The 13,252-nt window shown below is 69.0% G+C and carries 11 protein-coding genes and 1 pseudogene; 9 read left to right on the forward strand and 3 right to left on the reverse strand.

The window, feature by feature from the left end:
- The first annotated feature begins 51 nt into the window (after positions 1–51).
- Genes UYS_RS0201565 through etfB form a run of 3 tightly spaced genes read left to right on the forward strand, consistent with a single transcriptional unit; the run spans position 52 to position 4,161 of the window.
- Positions 52–2,064 (forward strand): (Fe-S)-binding protein, encoded by a 2,013-nt coding sequence (locus tag UYS_RS0201565; RefSeq protein WP_016853730.1) that lies wholly within the window; start codon positions 52–54, stop codon positions 2,062–2,064.
- Complete coding sequence (gene etfA, locus UYS_RS0201570; protein WP_016853731.1) at positions 2,064–3,368, forward strand: electron transfer flavoprotein subunit alpha; 1,305 nt, start codon at positions 2,064–2,066, stop codon at positions 3,366–3,368. The genes UYS_RS0201565 and etfA overlap by 1 nt, the downstream gene beginning before the upstream one ends.
- Positions 3,358–4,161 carry an electron transfer flavoprotein subunit beta gene (etfB, locus tag UYS_RS0201575; RefSeq protein ID WP_016853732.1) on the forward strand — a complete coding sequence of 268 codons (804 nt, stop codon included), beginning with the start codon at positions 3,358–3,360 and terminating at the stop codon, positions 4,159–4,161. Before etfA ends, etfB begins: the two co-directional genes overlap by 11 nt.
- 78 nt (positions 4,162–4,239) lie before the next feature.
- Here the strand turns inward: etfB and UYS_RS0201580 are convergent, their stop codons facing one another.
- Together UYS_RS0201580 and UYS_RS0201585 are read right to left on the reverse strand one after the other, a co-directional pair.
- The gene (locus tag UYS_RS0201580) at positions 4,240–4,761 is read right to left on the reverse strand and encodes an invasion associated locus B family protein (protein ID WP_016853733.1); all 522 of its coding nucleotides are present in this window, start codon (positions 4,759–4,761) and stop codon (positions 4,240–4,242) included.
- 203 nt (positions 4,762–4,964) lie between these two features.
- The gene (locus UYS_RS0201585; RefSeq protein WP_016853734.1) at positions 4,965–6,539 is read right to left on the reverse strand and encodes a BCCT family transporter; all 1,575 of its coding nucleotides are present in this window, start codon (positions 6,537–6,539) and stop codon (positions 4,965–4,967) included.
- Between the two features lie 243 nt (positions 6,540–6,782).
- Between UYS_RS0201585 and fdhA the strand changes: the two genes are divergently transcribed.
- Together fdhA and UYS_RS0201595 are read left to right on the forward strand one after the other, a co-directional pair.
- A complete protein-coding gene (fdhA, locus tag UYS_RS0201590) occupies positions 6,783–7,976 on the forward strand; it encodes a formaldehyde dehydrogenase, glutathione-independent (protein WP_016853735.1) in 1,194 nt (397 codons plus the stop codon).
- A gap of 297 nt (positions 7,977–8,273) precedes the next feature.
- Positions 8,274–8,531, forward strand: a complete 258-nt coding sequence (locus UYS_RS0201595) for a hypothetical protein (protein WP_016853736.1) — start codon at positions 8,274–8,276, stop codon at positions 8,529–8,531.
- 164 nt (positions 8,532–8,695) lie between these two features.
- Here the strand turns inward: UYS_RS0201595 and UYS_RS0201600 are convergent, their stop codons facing one another.
- Positions 8,696–9,982, reverse strand: a complete 1,287-nt coding sequence (locus UYS_RS0201600; protein ID WP_016853737.1) for an aromatic ring-hydroxylating oxygenase subunit alpha — start codon at positions 9,980–9,982, stop codon at positions 8,696–8,698.
- Positions 9,983–10,327: 345 nt separating this feature from the next.
- Between UYS_RS0201600 and UYS_RS0201605 the strand changes: the two genes are divergently transcribed.
- From UYS_RS0201605 to UYS_RS0201615, 4 genes and pseudogenes are all read left to right on the forward strand, one after another.
- A complete protein-coding gene (locus UYS_RS0201605) occupies positions 10,328–11,443 on the forward strand; it encodes an FAD-binding oxidoreductase (protein ID WP_026068277.1) in 1,116 nt (371 codons plus the stop codon).
- 40 nt (positions 11,444–11,483) lie between these two features.
- A complete protein-coding gene (locus tag UYS_RS0201610; protein ID WP_016853739.1) occupies positions 11,484–11,639 on the forward strand; it encodes a 2Fe-2S iron-sulfur cluster-binding protein in 156 nt (51 codons plus the stop codon).
- A gap of 37 nt (positions 11,640–11,676) precedes the next feature.
- Positions 11,677–11,838, forward strand: a pseudogene (locus tag UYS_RS18775) (2Fe-2S iron-sulfur cluster-binding protein); the annotation flags it as partial.
- Between the two features lie 232 nt (positions 11,839–12,070).
- The gene (locus tag UYS_RS0201615) at positions 12,071–13,117 is read left to right on the forward strand and encodes a GlxA family transcriptional regulator (protein WP_016853740.1); all 1,047 of its coding nucleotides are present in this window, start codon (positions 12,071–12,073) and stop codon (positions 13,115–13,117) included.
- Positions 13,118–13,252: the final 135 nt, after the last annotated feature.

A 13,252-nucleotide genomic window follows, 5' to 3' on the forward strand; every position in this document is an offset into this window, starting at 1 on the left:
TTCTTTCAGCTTCCGGCTTGCCGCTTCCGGCTCGCCGATGAGGTGAGCGTCATGCTCGATATCCTATTGCCGATCCTGATCTTCGCCGCGCTGGGCCTGGCGGCGATCGGCGTCGTCCGGCGCGTGCGCCTGTGGCGCCAGGGGCGTCCCTCACCCGTGCCGCTGGTCAAGGGGCTGGCCTCCGTGCCGCGGCGCTACCTGGTCGACCTGCACCATGTGGTGGCCCGCGACAAGGTCATGTCCAACACCCACGTCGCCACCGCCGGCGGCTTCGTCGCCGCGGCCGTGCTGATGGTCCTGGTGCACGGCCTGGGCCTGGCAGAAGGCGTGCTCGGCTGGGGGCTGCTGGCCGCCAGTGCCACCATGTTCGTCGGCAGCTGCTTCGTGGCACGCCGTCGCCGTAATCCGCCGTCCCGGCTCTCCAAGGGCCCGTGGATGCGCCTGCCCAAGAGCCTGATGGCTTTCTCGCTGAGCGTCTTCGCCATCACCCTGCCCGCCGTGGGCCTGCTGCCCGACAACTTTTTCGAAGGGAGCGTCAGCTGGGTGCTGGCGCTGGCGCTGTCCGCCGTGCTGGTCTGGGGCCTGGGCGAGATGGTCTTCGGCATGGCCTGGGGCGGGCCCATGAAGCACGCCTTCGCCGGCGCCCTGCACCTGGCCTTCCACCGTCGCGCCGAGCGCTTCTCCACGAGGGGGGGCGAGGGCAAACGCTCCACCGGCCTCAAGGCCCTGAACCTGGACGACCAGGACGCCACCCTGGGCGTCGAGAAGCCAAGCGACTTCACCTGGAACCAGTTGCTCGGCTTCGACGCCTGCGTGCAGTGCGGCCGCTGTGAGGCGATGTGCCCGGCCTTCGCCGCCGGCCAGCCGCTCAACCCCAAGAAGCTGATCCAGGACATGGTGGTCGGCATGGCCGGCGGCAGCGACGCCAATTACGCCGGCAGCCCCTATCCCGGCCAGCCGGTGGGCGAACACCAGGGCTCGCCCCAGGGCCCGATCGTGGCCCGCGAGGGCAAGGCCCTGGTGGACGCCGAGACCCTGTGGTCCTGCACCACCTGCCGCGCCTGCGTCGAGGAGTGCCCGATGATGATCGAGCACGTCGATGCCATCGTCGACATGCGGCGCTTCCTGACCCTCGAGCACGGCAACACCCCCAACAAGGGCGCCGAGGTGCTCGACAACCTGATCGCCACCGACAACCCGGGCGGCTTCGCGCCCGACGCCCGCATGCACTGGGCCGCCGACCTCGAGCTGCCGCTGATGGCGGATCGCGGCGAGGCCGAGGTGCTGCTGTGGCTGGGTGACGGCGCCTACGACATGCGCAACCAGCGCACCCTGCGCTCGCTGGTCAAGGTGCTGCGCGCCGCCGACGTCGACTTCGCGGTGCTCGGCAACGAGGAGCGCGACAGCGGCGACGTGGCCCGTCGCCTGGGCGATGAAGCGACCTTCCAGAGCCTGGCCAAGCGCAACATCGCCACCCTGTCGAAGTATCGCTTCCAGCGCATCGTCACCTGTGACCCGCACAGCTTCCACGTGCTCGGCAACGAGTACGGCGAGCTGGGCGGCCCCGGGATGCCGGCCCAGTACGAGGTAAGTCACCACAGCACCTACATCGCCGAGCTGTTTGATGCCGGTCGCCTGCACGTCAAGCCCTGGAAGGGCGGCGGCGTGACCTTCCACGATCCCTGCTACCTGGGCCGCTACAACGGCGAGTACGAGGCGCCGCGCAGCGTGCTCAAGGCGCTCGGCATCGAGCTCAAAGAGATGGAGCGCTCCGGCTTCCGCTCCCGCTGCTGCGGCGGTGGCGGCGGCGCGCCGATCACCGACATCCCCGGCGAGCGCCGGATTCCCGACATGCGCATGGGCGACGTGGGCGAGACCGGCGCCGAGCTGGTGGCCGTGGGCTGCCCGCAGTGCACCGCGATGCTCGAGGGCGTGGTCGATGCCACCGCCGAGGTGCGCGACATCGCCGAACTGGTCGCCAGCGCCCTGACCGAGGCGCCCGAGGCGTTCGCCGGCGCGGCCCAGCAATCATCGAACCGGCCCCAGGCCGTGGAGGTGGCGTGATGAGCGATATCGTCCGTCGTGATCCGCGCAAGGCGTGGATCGCCCGTAACCGGCTGCACCCGCAGCATCGGGAAGTCCTGGCCGAGCTTGGACAAAGTGCCGGCCAGGGCGCGACCAGCGAGTGGATGGGACCGGCGGGCATCGTCCGCCGCAATCCGCATGCCGTGGGCTTCATGGGCCCCAACGGCATCAAGCGCATCGACCGCAGCGGCGTCCAGCAGGGCGCCGGTGGCGGCGCGGCCGCCAAGTCGGCCGCCCAGAGCAAGCCGCTGGTCGAGATCGAATCGCCGGCCTTCCTGGTGGCGGTGGTGCCGGACATGGCCGGCGGCCGCCTCTCCGGCCACGACCGCGACCTGCTGGGCCTGGCCCGGCAGCTGGCCGACGCCGATCCGAACGCCCGGGGCGCGGTGCTGGCGGTGGTCTTCGGCGGGTACAACCGCGAGGGGGGCGGCGAGCTGAAAGAGCACGGCTTCGGCGAGGCCGGCGTCGACCGCCTGCTCAGCCTCGACGATCCCCGCTTCGACGGCTTCGCCCCGGAGGCTCGCCTCGGCGCGCTGCTGGCGGTGGAGGAGGCCTGGACGCCGCGCCACTGGCTGGTGCCGGACTCCAGGCTCGGCGGCGCCGACCTGGGCCGCCGCCTGGCGGCGCGGCTCGGCGAGCGCCCGGCCACCGGCGTGTGGCAGCTCGAGCCCGACGCGACTGCCGAGCTCGGCTGGCAGTGCACCGCCCGCGGGGCGGCGGCCACCCTCGACATCCAGCGGCCGCTGCCGCGCATCACCCTCGCACTCGAGGAGTGCGCCGAGCCGGTCGACGACAACCGTCACGCGGCCGAGGCGCTGAGCCTGCCGCAGGAGCTGCCGTCGCCGATCTCGCGCATCGAGGACCTGGGCCAGGTGCCCGTCGATCCGGCGGGCGTGGCGCTGGCCGAGGCCGAGTTCATCCTCTCCGCGGGCAACGGCATCCGCGACTGGGACGGCTACCACACCGCCGCCGAGGTGCTCGGCGCGACCGAGGGCGCGTCCCGCGTGGCGGTCGATGACGGCTTCATGCCGCGCGATCGTCAGGTCGGCGCCACCGGCACCTGGGTCACCGCCCGGGTCTACGTGGCGGTCGGCATCAGCGGCGCCATCCAGCACCTGCAGGGGATCCAGACCTGCGACAAAGTGGTGGCGATCAACATGGATCCCGGCTGCGACATGATCAAGCGGGCCGACCTGGCGGTCATCGGCGACTCGGCCGAGGTGCTCGCGTCGCTGGTGACCATGGTCAAGCAGCAACGAGAGGAGAAGCGCGATGCGGCCTGAAGCCCGAGTCGATGCCTCGCTGGAGATCACCGTACTGGTCTCCGTGGGGCGCCATCCCGTCACCGGTCGCGCGCGTCGCGCCGACCAGGACGCCCGGGCGGTGGAGCTGGCCCGCGGCGTGGCCGACGCCAGCGTCCGGCTGCTGCACGCCGGCGGCAAGGAAGCGGACAGCGAGCCGGCCCTGCGCGGCTACCTGGGCATGGGCTTCGACGCCCTGACCCTGGTCGAGCAGCCCGAGGGCGCCGATGCGCTGCCCGCGCTCGCCGATGCCCTCAACGAGGCGCCGCCGCAGCTGGTGATCACCGGCGAGCGCGCCGAGCAGGGCGAAGGCTCCGGCCTGCTGCCTTATCTGCTGGCCGAGCGCCTGGGCTGGCCGGTGGTCAGCGGTCTGGCGGCGGTGGAAAGCGTCGAGAACGGCGTCGCCACCCTGCTGCAGGCGCTGCCCCGCGGCCAGCGTCGCCGGCTCAAGGTGCGCCTGCCGGCCATCGTCACCGTCGACGGCGCGGCACCGGCACCGCGACAGAGCGCCTACGGCCCGGCCCGTCGCGGCCACCTGGCCGCGGTGCCGGGCAGCGTGACCGTGGACGAGGCCTGGGCGAGCTGGGAGACCCAGCCGGCCCGCAAGCGGCCCAAGCGCCTGAAGATCGTCAAGGCCGCCTCGGCCCGCGACCGCTTCAAGGCCGCGGCCGCCAAGGCCGAGGGCGGCGGGGGCCAGGTGCTCACCGACGTCACCGTGGAAGAGGGCGCCGAGGCGATTCTCAAGCTGTTGAAGGAAGAGGGCGTGCTGCGCTAGCCGCAGCGTCTCTCGCCAGGCACCAAAGCAAAAGCCCCGGTCGATGACCGGGGCTTTTTTCGTGGCGCGATGCGTGACTCAGATCTGCTGGCTGGCGTTGGTGAAGCCCATCAGCGAGATGTTCAGGTCGCGGCGATTGCCGCGCGGGCCGATCAGGCTCAGGGTGGCGTTGCTGCCCCCGCGCAGCTGCTGCATCAGCGACGGCTCCAGCGGCAGGTCGGCGCGGCAGCCCGGCTGGTCGCAGACCTGGTAGGGGAAGGGCACGCCTTCGCCGCCGTCCACGCTGAGCTGCAGGCCCGGCGCCAGGCGCACGCCCAGCGGCAGCAGGAAGGTCATGATCGGCGCCTCGGCCTGGGGCGGCTGGGCGATGATCACGCGCATCACCGGCTGGTCGTCATCCGGGTTGGTGACCAGCTGGGTCATGCTGCACGGGGCGTTCTGGCCGTCGGTGGGGCAGCGCACTTCCCAGCTCTGGTACTGCTCGCTCTCGAAATTGCCGCCCTGGCCCTGGCCGGACATGCTGGTCTGGGCGAGGGCCGAGGAGGCCAGCGGCAGCAGGCACAGCAGGCCGATCAGGCCCGACACGAGTCGTTTGGACATTGGGGTTCTTTCTCCTGACGGTGTGAGACGGGTTTGACGCTCGTGGCCCCGGGCGCCGAGCGGTGCCCGGGCATGGTGCTACCACCATGCCCGGAACCGGCGGCGAGGTCGAGCCCCGGGGGGGCCGGAACGGGGCTCGATAACGCCGACGCCCCCGGCGGGAGGTCCCGGCCGGGGGCATCGAAGGAGAGCGGATCGACGGATCAGGCGGCCCGGGCGGTGCCCAGGGCGCGCTGCTCCTCGCGCAGGCTCTTGACCAGCCCCGCGGCCATCAGCAGCAGCACCAGGGTGAAGGGCAGGCCGGTGGCCACGGCGCCGGCCTGGAGGGCGCCGAGGGCCTTGTCGCCGCCGCCATAGAGCAGCACGCCGGCGATCACGCCTTCCAGGGTGGCCCAGAACACCCGCTGGGTGCGCGGGGCGTCGACCTTGCCGCCGGCGGTGATGTTGTCGATCACCAGCGAGCCGGAGTCCGAGGAGGTGATGAAGAACACCAGCACCAGCACGATGGCCATGGTCGAGGTCAGGGTGGTCAGCGGCAGGTGCTCGAGCATCTGGAACATCGCCAGCGACACCTCGCCGATGCCGTCGGCCAGCGCGCCGACGCCGCCCGCGGACTGGGCCAGGGCGTTGCCGCCGAAGGCGCTCATCCACACGACGGTGACCAGCGTCGGCACCAGCAGCACCGCCATCAGGAATTCCCGCACCGTGCGGCCGCGCGAGACCCGGGCGATGAACATGCCGACGAACGGCGACCAGGAGATCCACCAGGCCCAGTAGAACACGGTCCAGCCGTGGAACCAGGTGTCGTCCTCGCGGCCGATCCAGTTCGACAGCGGCACCAGGTGCGTCAGGTAGGCCACGCCGGTGTCCCACAGGCCGTTGACGAACAGCAGGGTGGAACCGGTGATGACCACGAACGCCAGCAGCAGCAGGGCGATCACCATGTTGATGTTGGAGAACAGCTTGACCCCGCCGTCGATGCCCCGCCACACGGAGAACAGCGCCACCGCGGTGACCGCCACGATGATGGCGAGCTGGGTGCCGAGGGTGTTGGGCACGTCGAACAGGTAGTTGAGGCCGCCGGCGGCCTGGGAGGCGCCGAAGCCCAGCGAGGTGGCCAGGCCGAAGATGGTGGCCAGCACCGCGAGGATGTCCACCAGATGGCCGAACCAGCCGCGGGTGCGCTCGCCGAGCAGCGGCGTGAAGGCCGAACGCAGGGTCAGCGGCAGGCCGCGGTTGTAGGCGAAGAAGGCCAGCGACAGCCCGACCACGCCGTAGATCGCCCAGGGATGGAGGCCCCAGTGGAACATGGTGGCGCCCATGGCGGCGCTGGCGCCTTCCGGGGTGCGGGCGGCGACGTCGAGCGGGGTGCCGTACCAGTCGGTGTAGTAGGCGACCGGCTCGGCCACGCTCCAGAACATCAGGCCGATGCCCATGCCGGCGGCGAACAGCATGCTGAACCAGGACACCAGCGAGTGATCCGGCCGGGCGCCGGGGCCGCCCAGGCGAATGCGGCCCAGCGGCAGCACGATCAGCGCCAGGCACAGCACCACGAACGCGTTGCCGGCGATCATGAACAGCCAGTCGAAGTGCTCGATGGCGAAGCCGCGCGCCGCCCCCAGCTGGGTGTTGGCGGAGTCGGGGTAGACCAGCGCGTAGAGAATGAAGCCGAGAATGGCCAGCGCAGACAGCGGGAACACGGGGTTGTGGAAGTCCAGCCCCATCATCTGCTTGTTGTCCTGTCCGGCCGACAGGACAGGGTCGTCATCGTGAGTCATGCGTATTCCTCGGTTGTTGTTGTGTGCCGCTCCGGGCGGCGCCGACCATTCTTGTCGTCGGGCCGGTTCGAGGAGTGTCGTGAAAGCGACCTGTAGCTGTGCGTCGACAGCAAGTGGCCTCAGGGGGTCGCGGATGGACATGACGAAGCCGCTCGAGGAGCGTTCCGGCCAGGCGAGAGGGGTAGGGTCGGGAGGACGGTCTTGTACCGTGAGTCCACAAAAACCATGAAGGAAGCCAGCCACATGAGTTCTAACAACCGCGGAGTCGTCTACAAGGGCCCGGGCGAGGTCGCCGTCGAGTCCATCGCCTACCCGGAACTCGCCCTCGGCAATCGCAAGTGCGAACACGGCGTGATCCTCAAGGTCGTCACCACCAACATCTGTGGCAGCGACCAGCACATGGTGCGGGGCCGTACCACCGCCCCGGAAGGCCTGGTGCTGGGGCACGAGATCACCGGCATCGTGGTCGAGTGCGGGCGCGACGTTGAATTCCTGAGCCCGGGCGACATGGTGTCGGTGCCGTTCAACATCGCCTGCGGCCGCTGCCGCAACTGCAAGTCGGGCCAGACCGGCATCTGCCTGAACGTCAACCCGTCGCGTCCGGGCGCGGCCTACGGCTACGTCGACATGGGCGGCTGGGTCGGCGGCCAGACCGAATACGTCATGGTCCCCTACGCCGACTTCAACCTGCTGAAGTTCCCGGACGCCGACCAGGCCATGGAGAAGATCAAGGACCTGACGCTTCTGTCCGACATCTTCCCGACCGGCTTCCACGGCTGCGTCACCGCCGGCGTCGGCCCGGGCTCCACCGTCTACATCGCCGGCGCCGGCCCGGTCGGCCTGGCCGCCGCGGTCTCCGCCCAGCTGCTGGGTGCCGCCTGCGTCATCGTCGGCGACATGATCGAGGACCGCCTGGCCCAGGCCCGCAGCTTCGGCTGCGAGACCATCGACCTGACCGAAGACGGCGACATGGCCGACAAGATCGAGGTCATCCTCGGCGAGCGCGAGGTCGATGCCTTCGTCGACTGCGTCGGCTTCGAGGCCCATGCCTGCGGCTGCAACCACGGCCAGGAAGCGCCGGCCGCGGTGCTGAACTCCGCCATGTCGGTGACCCGCGCCGGCGGCCAGATCGGCATCCCCGGCCTGTACGTGACCGAGGACCCGGGCTCTGCCGACGCCGCCGCCCAGCAGGGCAGCCTGAGCATGCGCTTCGGCCTCGGCTGGGCCAAGTCGCACAGCTTCCACACCGGCCAGTGCCCGGTGATGAAGTATCACCGTCCGCTGATGCAGGCGATCCTGTTCGGCAAGGTGAACATCGCCGACGCGGTCAACGTGCAGATGATCACCCTGGACCAGGCGCCGCAGGGCTACGCCGACTTCGATGGCGGTGCGGCCAAGAAATTCGTCATCGACCCGCACGGCAGCGTGGCTGCCTGAGACCTTCGGGAATAGGACCTCCGGGAGCAAGACGCCCGGGATATAGGATGTCGTGGTACGAGGGCGTCTGACTCTCTCCATGACGGCGCCCCTCGGGGCGCCGTCATGCGTTGGGGGGAGAGGTGGGGAGAGCGGCGGCGACGCTCCCGAGGCGACATCGAACAGCAGGCTCGCCGGCATTGCGGCGGTCGCCGCGGAGTGCCAATCTTGGCGCTATCCGGGGGGGCGCCGAGCCCCGCATCGTCACGATCGGCGGCCACCACCGAACCCGAACACCAACAACAGGGGGAACCCGCCATGATGATTGTCGACCTGATCGACGGGGATGACTTCCGCGACCGCCTGGTGGCGCTGGACATTCATGTCCCCAGGGACGCCTGCCCCGAGACCTGTGCCCGTCTGGCGCGGCTCAAGCATGACGAGGCCGGCGTGCCGGGGCTCGAGGCGCTGGTGCGAGAGCTGATGGCCCAGACCGACGTGATGCTGCCCGCGGTGCGCGAGGCCATCGAGCAGCACCTGATGGAGCTGCCGAGCGGAGACGGCGAACCGGCCTGAGGGCCGCGGCCGCTTCCTCGAGCCGTCGAACGAACGCGCCCCGCCCGGAGGTCCGGGCGGGGCGCATTGGTGTCTGGCCGCTCGTGTCGGCGCCGACGCGGCGACGATAGAGAGGGACCCGTCGAGGCGGGTCCTTGCGATGGCGGGCGCGAGCGGGGACGAGATCAGCCGTTGGCGATCTGCAGGTCGGGCCGGCTGTGGCCCAGGTTCTCCAGCATGCGCTCGCTGTACCAGTTGACGAAGTCGATGACGCCATACTCGTAGGTCTCGGAGTACGGGCCCGGCTGGTAGCTCTTGGAGTTGATGCCGCGCTGGTTTTCCTCGGCCAGGCGACGGTCCTGGTCGTTGGTGGCGTCCCACACCTTGCGCATCTGCTCGGGGTGGTAGTCGACGCCTTCCACGGCATCCTTGTGCACCAGCCACTTGGTGGTCACCACCGTCTGCTGCGGGCCGATCGGCATGACCCGGAAGACGAGGGCGTGATCGCCCATGAAGTGGTTCCAGGAGTTCGGCAGGTGCAGGATGCGCAGCGAGCCCAGGTCGGCGCTCTGCAGGTTGCCCATCAGCTTCTGGCAGGCGCGCTTGCCGTCCATGGTCATCGATTCCGCGCCGTCCAGCAGCGGGGTGCGGGTCAGGCGGTTGCGACGATCCAGGCGGGTCAGCTTGTAGGGCACGCACTGGGCTTCCCAGTCGGCCTGCTTGCGCGCGACCAGGTCCTTGTAGGCCGGGGTGGCGCGGGGATCGTCGGTGTCGTCGAACTCCTGCAGGGAGTTGAGCAGCTCCGGGTGGGCGCCGTTGCAGTGGTAGCACTCGCGGTTGTTCTCGAGCACCAGCTTCCAGTTGCACTGCTCGACGATGCTGGATTCCACGGCGACCTTGAGGTTTTCCATGTCGTAGGGCGCCAGGTAGTGGTCCAGCGTCTCGAGGAAACCGTCGATCGCCGGGGCCTCGTCGGCCAGGCTGACGAAGATGAAGCCGCCGCCGGTGCGCACGTGAACCGGCTTGAGGCCGTGATCGGCGAGGTTGAATGCCTGGCCCATCTCGGTGCCGGCGAACAAAAGGCGGCCGTCCAGCTCGTAGGTCCACTGATGGTAGGGGCAGACCAGCTTGGCGACCTTGCCCTTGTCGGTCACGCACAGGCGCGAGCCGCGGTGGCGGCAGACGTTGTGGAAGGCGTGCACTTCACCGTCGTTGCCGCGCACGATCACCACCGGGTTGTCCCCGACCTCCAGGGTCATGAAATTGCCCTTGGCGGGAATCTCGGAGGTCATGCCCGCGAACAGCCACTCCTTCTCGAAGATTTCCTGCATGTCGAGGGCGAACAGCCGCTCGTCGTTGTAGAAGGGCTGAGGCAGCGAGTAGTTGTGCTGACGCTGCTTCAGCATCTCGGCGGTGGCCTCGCGTGCCGGGGCCAGGGGGTCATCCAGGCGGGCAGGTGACAGTGAATCCATGGTGGGACGCTTCCTCATTGCTGGGCTGCTGTGACAGCCTCGGGATTGTTGAAATGCGGGCCAAGGTCTAGCGAATTCACGCCCCGGTGGGGCCGCGGCGGGTGAGGTGAGTTTGAAACAGCGTCAGCGGGGGGGGTTGTCCACCGGCGACGCGTGATGATGCAACAGCGACCAGGGGGGGAGAAGAAATGTCGCACAGGTGGACCTGTCGGGTATGGCCATGTCGCTGACAGGCAAGTGGGGGAGCGCAGGCGTGCGCAGAATTCTGCCAACGGCAGGCGGTGTCTCCGCCGTCGGACCGAGCGCTTCACGCTGCAGCCCCAGGCGACCCCAGGCGATACCATCATGACAATGAACTATCTCAATCCCGTCAATCCCGTCACCACCCAGACCTGGACCAACGGCCGCCACCAGGTGCGTTGCGTCAAGGTGATCCAGGAGACCTGGGATACCCGCACCTTCTGCTTCATGGCCGAGCAGCCGGTGATGTTCTTCTTCAAGCCGGGACAGTTCGTGACCCTGGAGCTGGAGATCGACGGCGAGCAGGTGATGCGCTCCTACACCATCTCCAGCTCCCCGTCGGTGCCCTACAGCTTCTCGATCACCGTCAAGCGCATGCCGGGCGGCGTGGTCTCCAACTGGCTGCACGACAACCTCAAGGTCAACGACGAGCTGGCCGTGCACGGCCCGGTCGGCAAGTTCAACATCATCGACTATCCGGCCGACAAGGTGCTGATGCTGTCCGGCGGCGTGGGCATCACCCCGCTGATGTCGATGGTGCGCTGGCTGTTCGACACCAACGCCACGGTGGACCTGCAGTTCGTGCACAGCTCGCGCACGCCCCAGGACATCATCTTCCACCGCGAGCTGGAGCACATCTTCTCGCGGATCCCCGAGTTCAAGATGCACATCGTCTGTGAGCGCAGCGACGAGCTGGGCGAGGCCTGGTCCGGCTTCCGCGGCTACCTGAGCCAGGCGATGCTGGAGCTGATGGCGCCGGACTTCATGGACCGCGAGATCTTCTGCTGCGGCCCGACGCCGTACATGAACGCGGTCAAGCGCCTGCTCCAGGAAAACGGCTTCGACATGAGCCACTACCACGAGGAGGCCTTCGGCGCCACGCCGCAGGACGTGCAGGAAGACGTCATCGAGAACGTGGAGCAGGCCGAGGCCGAGGCCGAGGAGCTCGACGTTTCCGACATGCTGAGCGTCGAGTTCAGCACCACCGGCAAGAGCGTGCGCATCCAGCCGGGCGAGACCGTGCACACCGCCGCCGCCAAGCTGGGCCTGCATATCCCCAAGGCCTGCGGCATGGGCATCTGCGGCACCTGCCGCGTGGCCGTGACCGAGGGCGAGGTCGAGATGGAGCACAACGGCGGCATCACCGACGAGGACGTCGCCGAGGGCTACATCCTGTCCTGCTGCAGCACGCCCAAGACCAACCTGGTCGTGGACTACTGAGGTGGGTATTTCGAGCTCAAGCCTGAAACGGCATGGCGGCATGGGGCTCTTTCCTGACGGCACCTGCCGCGTGGCCGTGACCGAGGGCGAGGTCGAGATGGAGCACAACGGCGGCATCACCGACGAGGACGTCGCCGAGGGTGACATCCTGTCCTGCGGCAGCACGCCCAAGACCAATCGGGTCGTGGACTACTGAGGCGGGTATTTCGAGCTCAAGCCTGAAACGGCATGGCGGCATGGGGCTCTTTCCTGACGGCACCTGCCGCGTGGCCGTGACCGAGGGCGAGGTCGAGGTCGAGATGGGGCACAACGGCGGCATCACCGACGAGGACGTCGCCGAGGGTGACATCCTGTCCTGCTGCAGCACGCCCAAGACCAATCGGGTCGTGGACTACCAGCACGCCGGACGCCGATGTCGCGGAGGCGAATGTCGTGCGGCACGCCGACAGCCCCGACGCCCGGGTTCGTGGCTTTTCATTTTGCGGCCGTTCAGGTGTTGGCAGGGGGCTCGACGATCCGGCCTCATGAGGCTCGGCGACGCTGGCCTGTCACCGGACCCGCGTTGCGCCCTGTCGTCCCGTGTCGGACACTAGCGGCGATCCGGCGAGAGCGAAGAGTCCCCTTCCCATGCGTCATTCCCACGACAACGAGCCCCTGTCCGTCGGCTTCGTGCTGCTGCGGCGTTTCACCCTGATGCCCTTCGCGGCCTTCGTCGACTGCCTGCGCCTGGCCGCCGACGAGGGCGACCGCTCGCGCCAGCTGCGCTGCCATTGGGTGTTCATGACCAGCGGCGGGCACGACGCCATGTCCAGCTGCGGCGCCGCCATCACGCCCTGCTCGCCGTTTCGCGATCCGCGCGACTTCGACTACATCGTGGTCATCGGCGGCGTGCAGGACGAGCACGACGCGGTGGACGAGGCGGCGCTCCATTACCTGCAGGGCGTGGCCGAGGCCGGCGTGCCGCTGGTGGGGGTATGCACCGGCGTCTTCGCGCTGATTCAGGCGGAGCTGATGAGCGGGCGGCGCTGCTGCGTGAGCTGGTACCACCACGGCGACCTGGCCCACCGCTTCCCCGACATCGAGCCGGTGGCGGACCGGCTGTTCATCGACGACGGCGACCGGCTGACCTGCGCCGGCGGCATCGCCTCGGCGGACCTGGCCGCCTACCTGGTCGAGCGCCACCTGGGCAAGGCCTGGGCGATGAAGAGCCTGCACATCATGCTGATCGACGAGGCGCGACGCGGCGAGCATCCCCAGCCCCAGCCGGTGGTCTTCGACAAGGTGGAGGATCGCCTGGTGCGCCGCGCCATCACCATCATCGAGCAGCACCTGGGCGAGGCGATCACGGTGGACGAGCTGGCGCGGCGGGTGGGCTCGTCGCGGCGCAACATCGAGCGCAAGTTCCGCGAGGAACTGGGCATCGGGCCGCAGAAGTTCGCCCGCGACCTGCGCCTGCGCTACGGGCTGTGGCTCCTGCACTACACCGCCAAGAGCGTCACCGAGATCGGCGAGCGCTGCGGTTTCGCCGACACCGCGCATTTCTCGCGCCACTTCCGCGAGGCCTTCGGCGACACGCCCACCGCCCTGCGCAAGGCCGCGCAGCGCGGCGAGACGCCGGTGGATCCGTTCTTCCTGCATATCGCCTCCCGCGAGGGGGCGAGCGGTCAGGCGTAGCAGGGGGTGGCGCTTTTTGCCGAAAGTCACCCGTTCTATTCTTTAGAGAAGTCACTATAAAACCGTCTTCTACATCGTGATGTCGCAGACATCACGGTGAAGATGTCGCATTCGTTCAATCTCCTTGAGGCGGGT

Origin of the sequence: Halomonas smyrnensis AAD6 (assembly GCF_000265245.1) — a bacterium.
Taxonomy (GTDB): Bacteria; Pseudomonadota; Gammaproteobacteria; order Pseudomonadales; family Halomonadaceae; genus Halomonas; species Halomonas smyrnensis.

Bases quoted from the DNA above. Each gene is read 5' to 3' on its own strand.
- UYS_RS0201565 (WP_016853730.1), top strand. From the start codon at position 52: ATGCTCGATATCCTATTGCCGATCCTGATCTTCGCCGCGCTGGGCCTG.
- etfA (WP_016853731.1), top strand. From the start codon at position 2,064: ATGAGCGATATCGTCCGTCGTGATCCGCGCAAGGCGTGGATCGCCCGT.
- etfB (WP_016853732.1), top strand. From the start codon at position 3,358: ATGCGGCCTGAAGCCCGAGTCGATGCCTCGCTGGAGATCACCGTACTG.
- UYS_RS0201580 (WP_016853733.1), bottom strand. From the start codon at position 4,761: ATGTCCAAACGACTCGTGTCGGGCCTGATCGGCCTGCTGTGCCTGCTG.
- UYS_RS0201585 (WP_016853734.1), bottom strand. From the start codon at position 6,539: ATGACTCACGATGACGACCCTGTCCTGTCGGCCGGACAGGACAACAAG.
- fdhA (WP_016853735.1), top strand. From the start codon at position 6,783: ATGAGTTCTAACAACCGCGGAGTCGTCTACAAGGGCCCGGGCGAGGTC.
- UYS_RS0201595 (WP_016853736.1), top strand. From the start codon at position 8,274: ATGATGATTGTCGACCTGATCGACGGGGATGACTTCCGCGACCGCCTG.
- UYS_RS0201600 (WP_016853737.1), bottom strand. From the start codon at position 9,982: ATGGATTCACTGTCACCTGCCCGCCTGGATGACCCCCTGGCCCCGGCA.
- UYS_RS0201605 (WP_026068277.1), top strand. From the start codon at position 10,328: ATGACAATGAACTATCTCAATCCCGTCAATCCCGTCACCACCCAGACC.
- UYS_RS0201610 (WP_016853739.1), top strand. From the start codon at position 11,484: ATGGGGCTCTTTCCTGACGGCACCTGCCGCGTGGCCGTGACCGAGGGC.
- UYS_RS0201615 (WP_016853740.1), top strand. From the start codon at position 12,071: ATGCGTCATTCCCACGACAACGAGCCCCTGTCCGTCGGCTTCGTGCTG.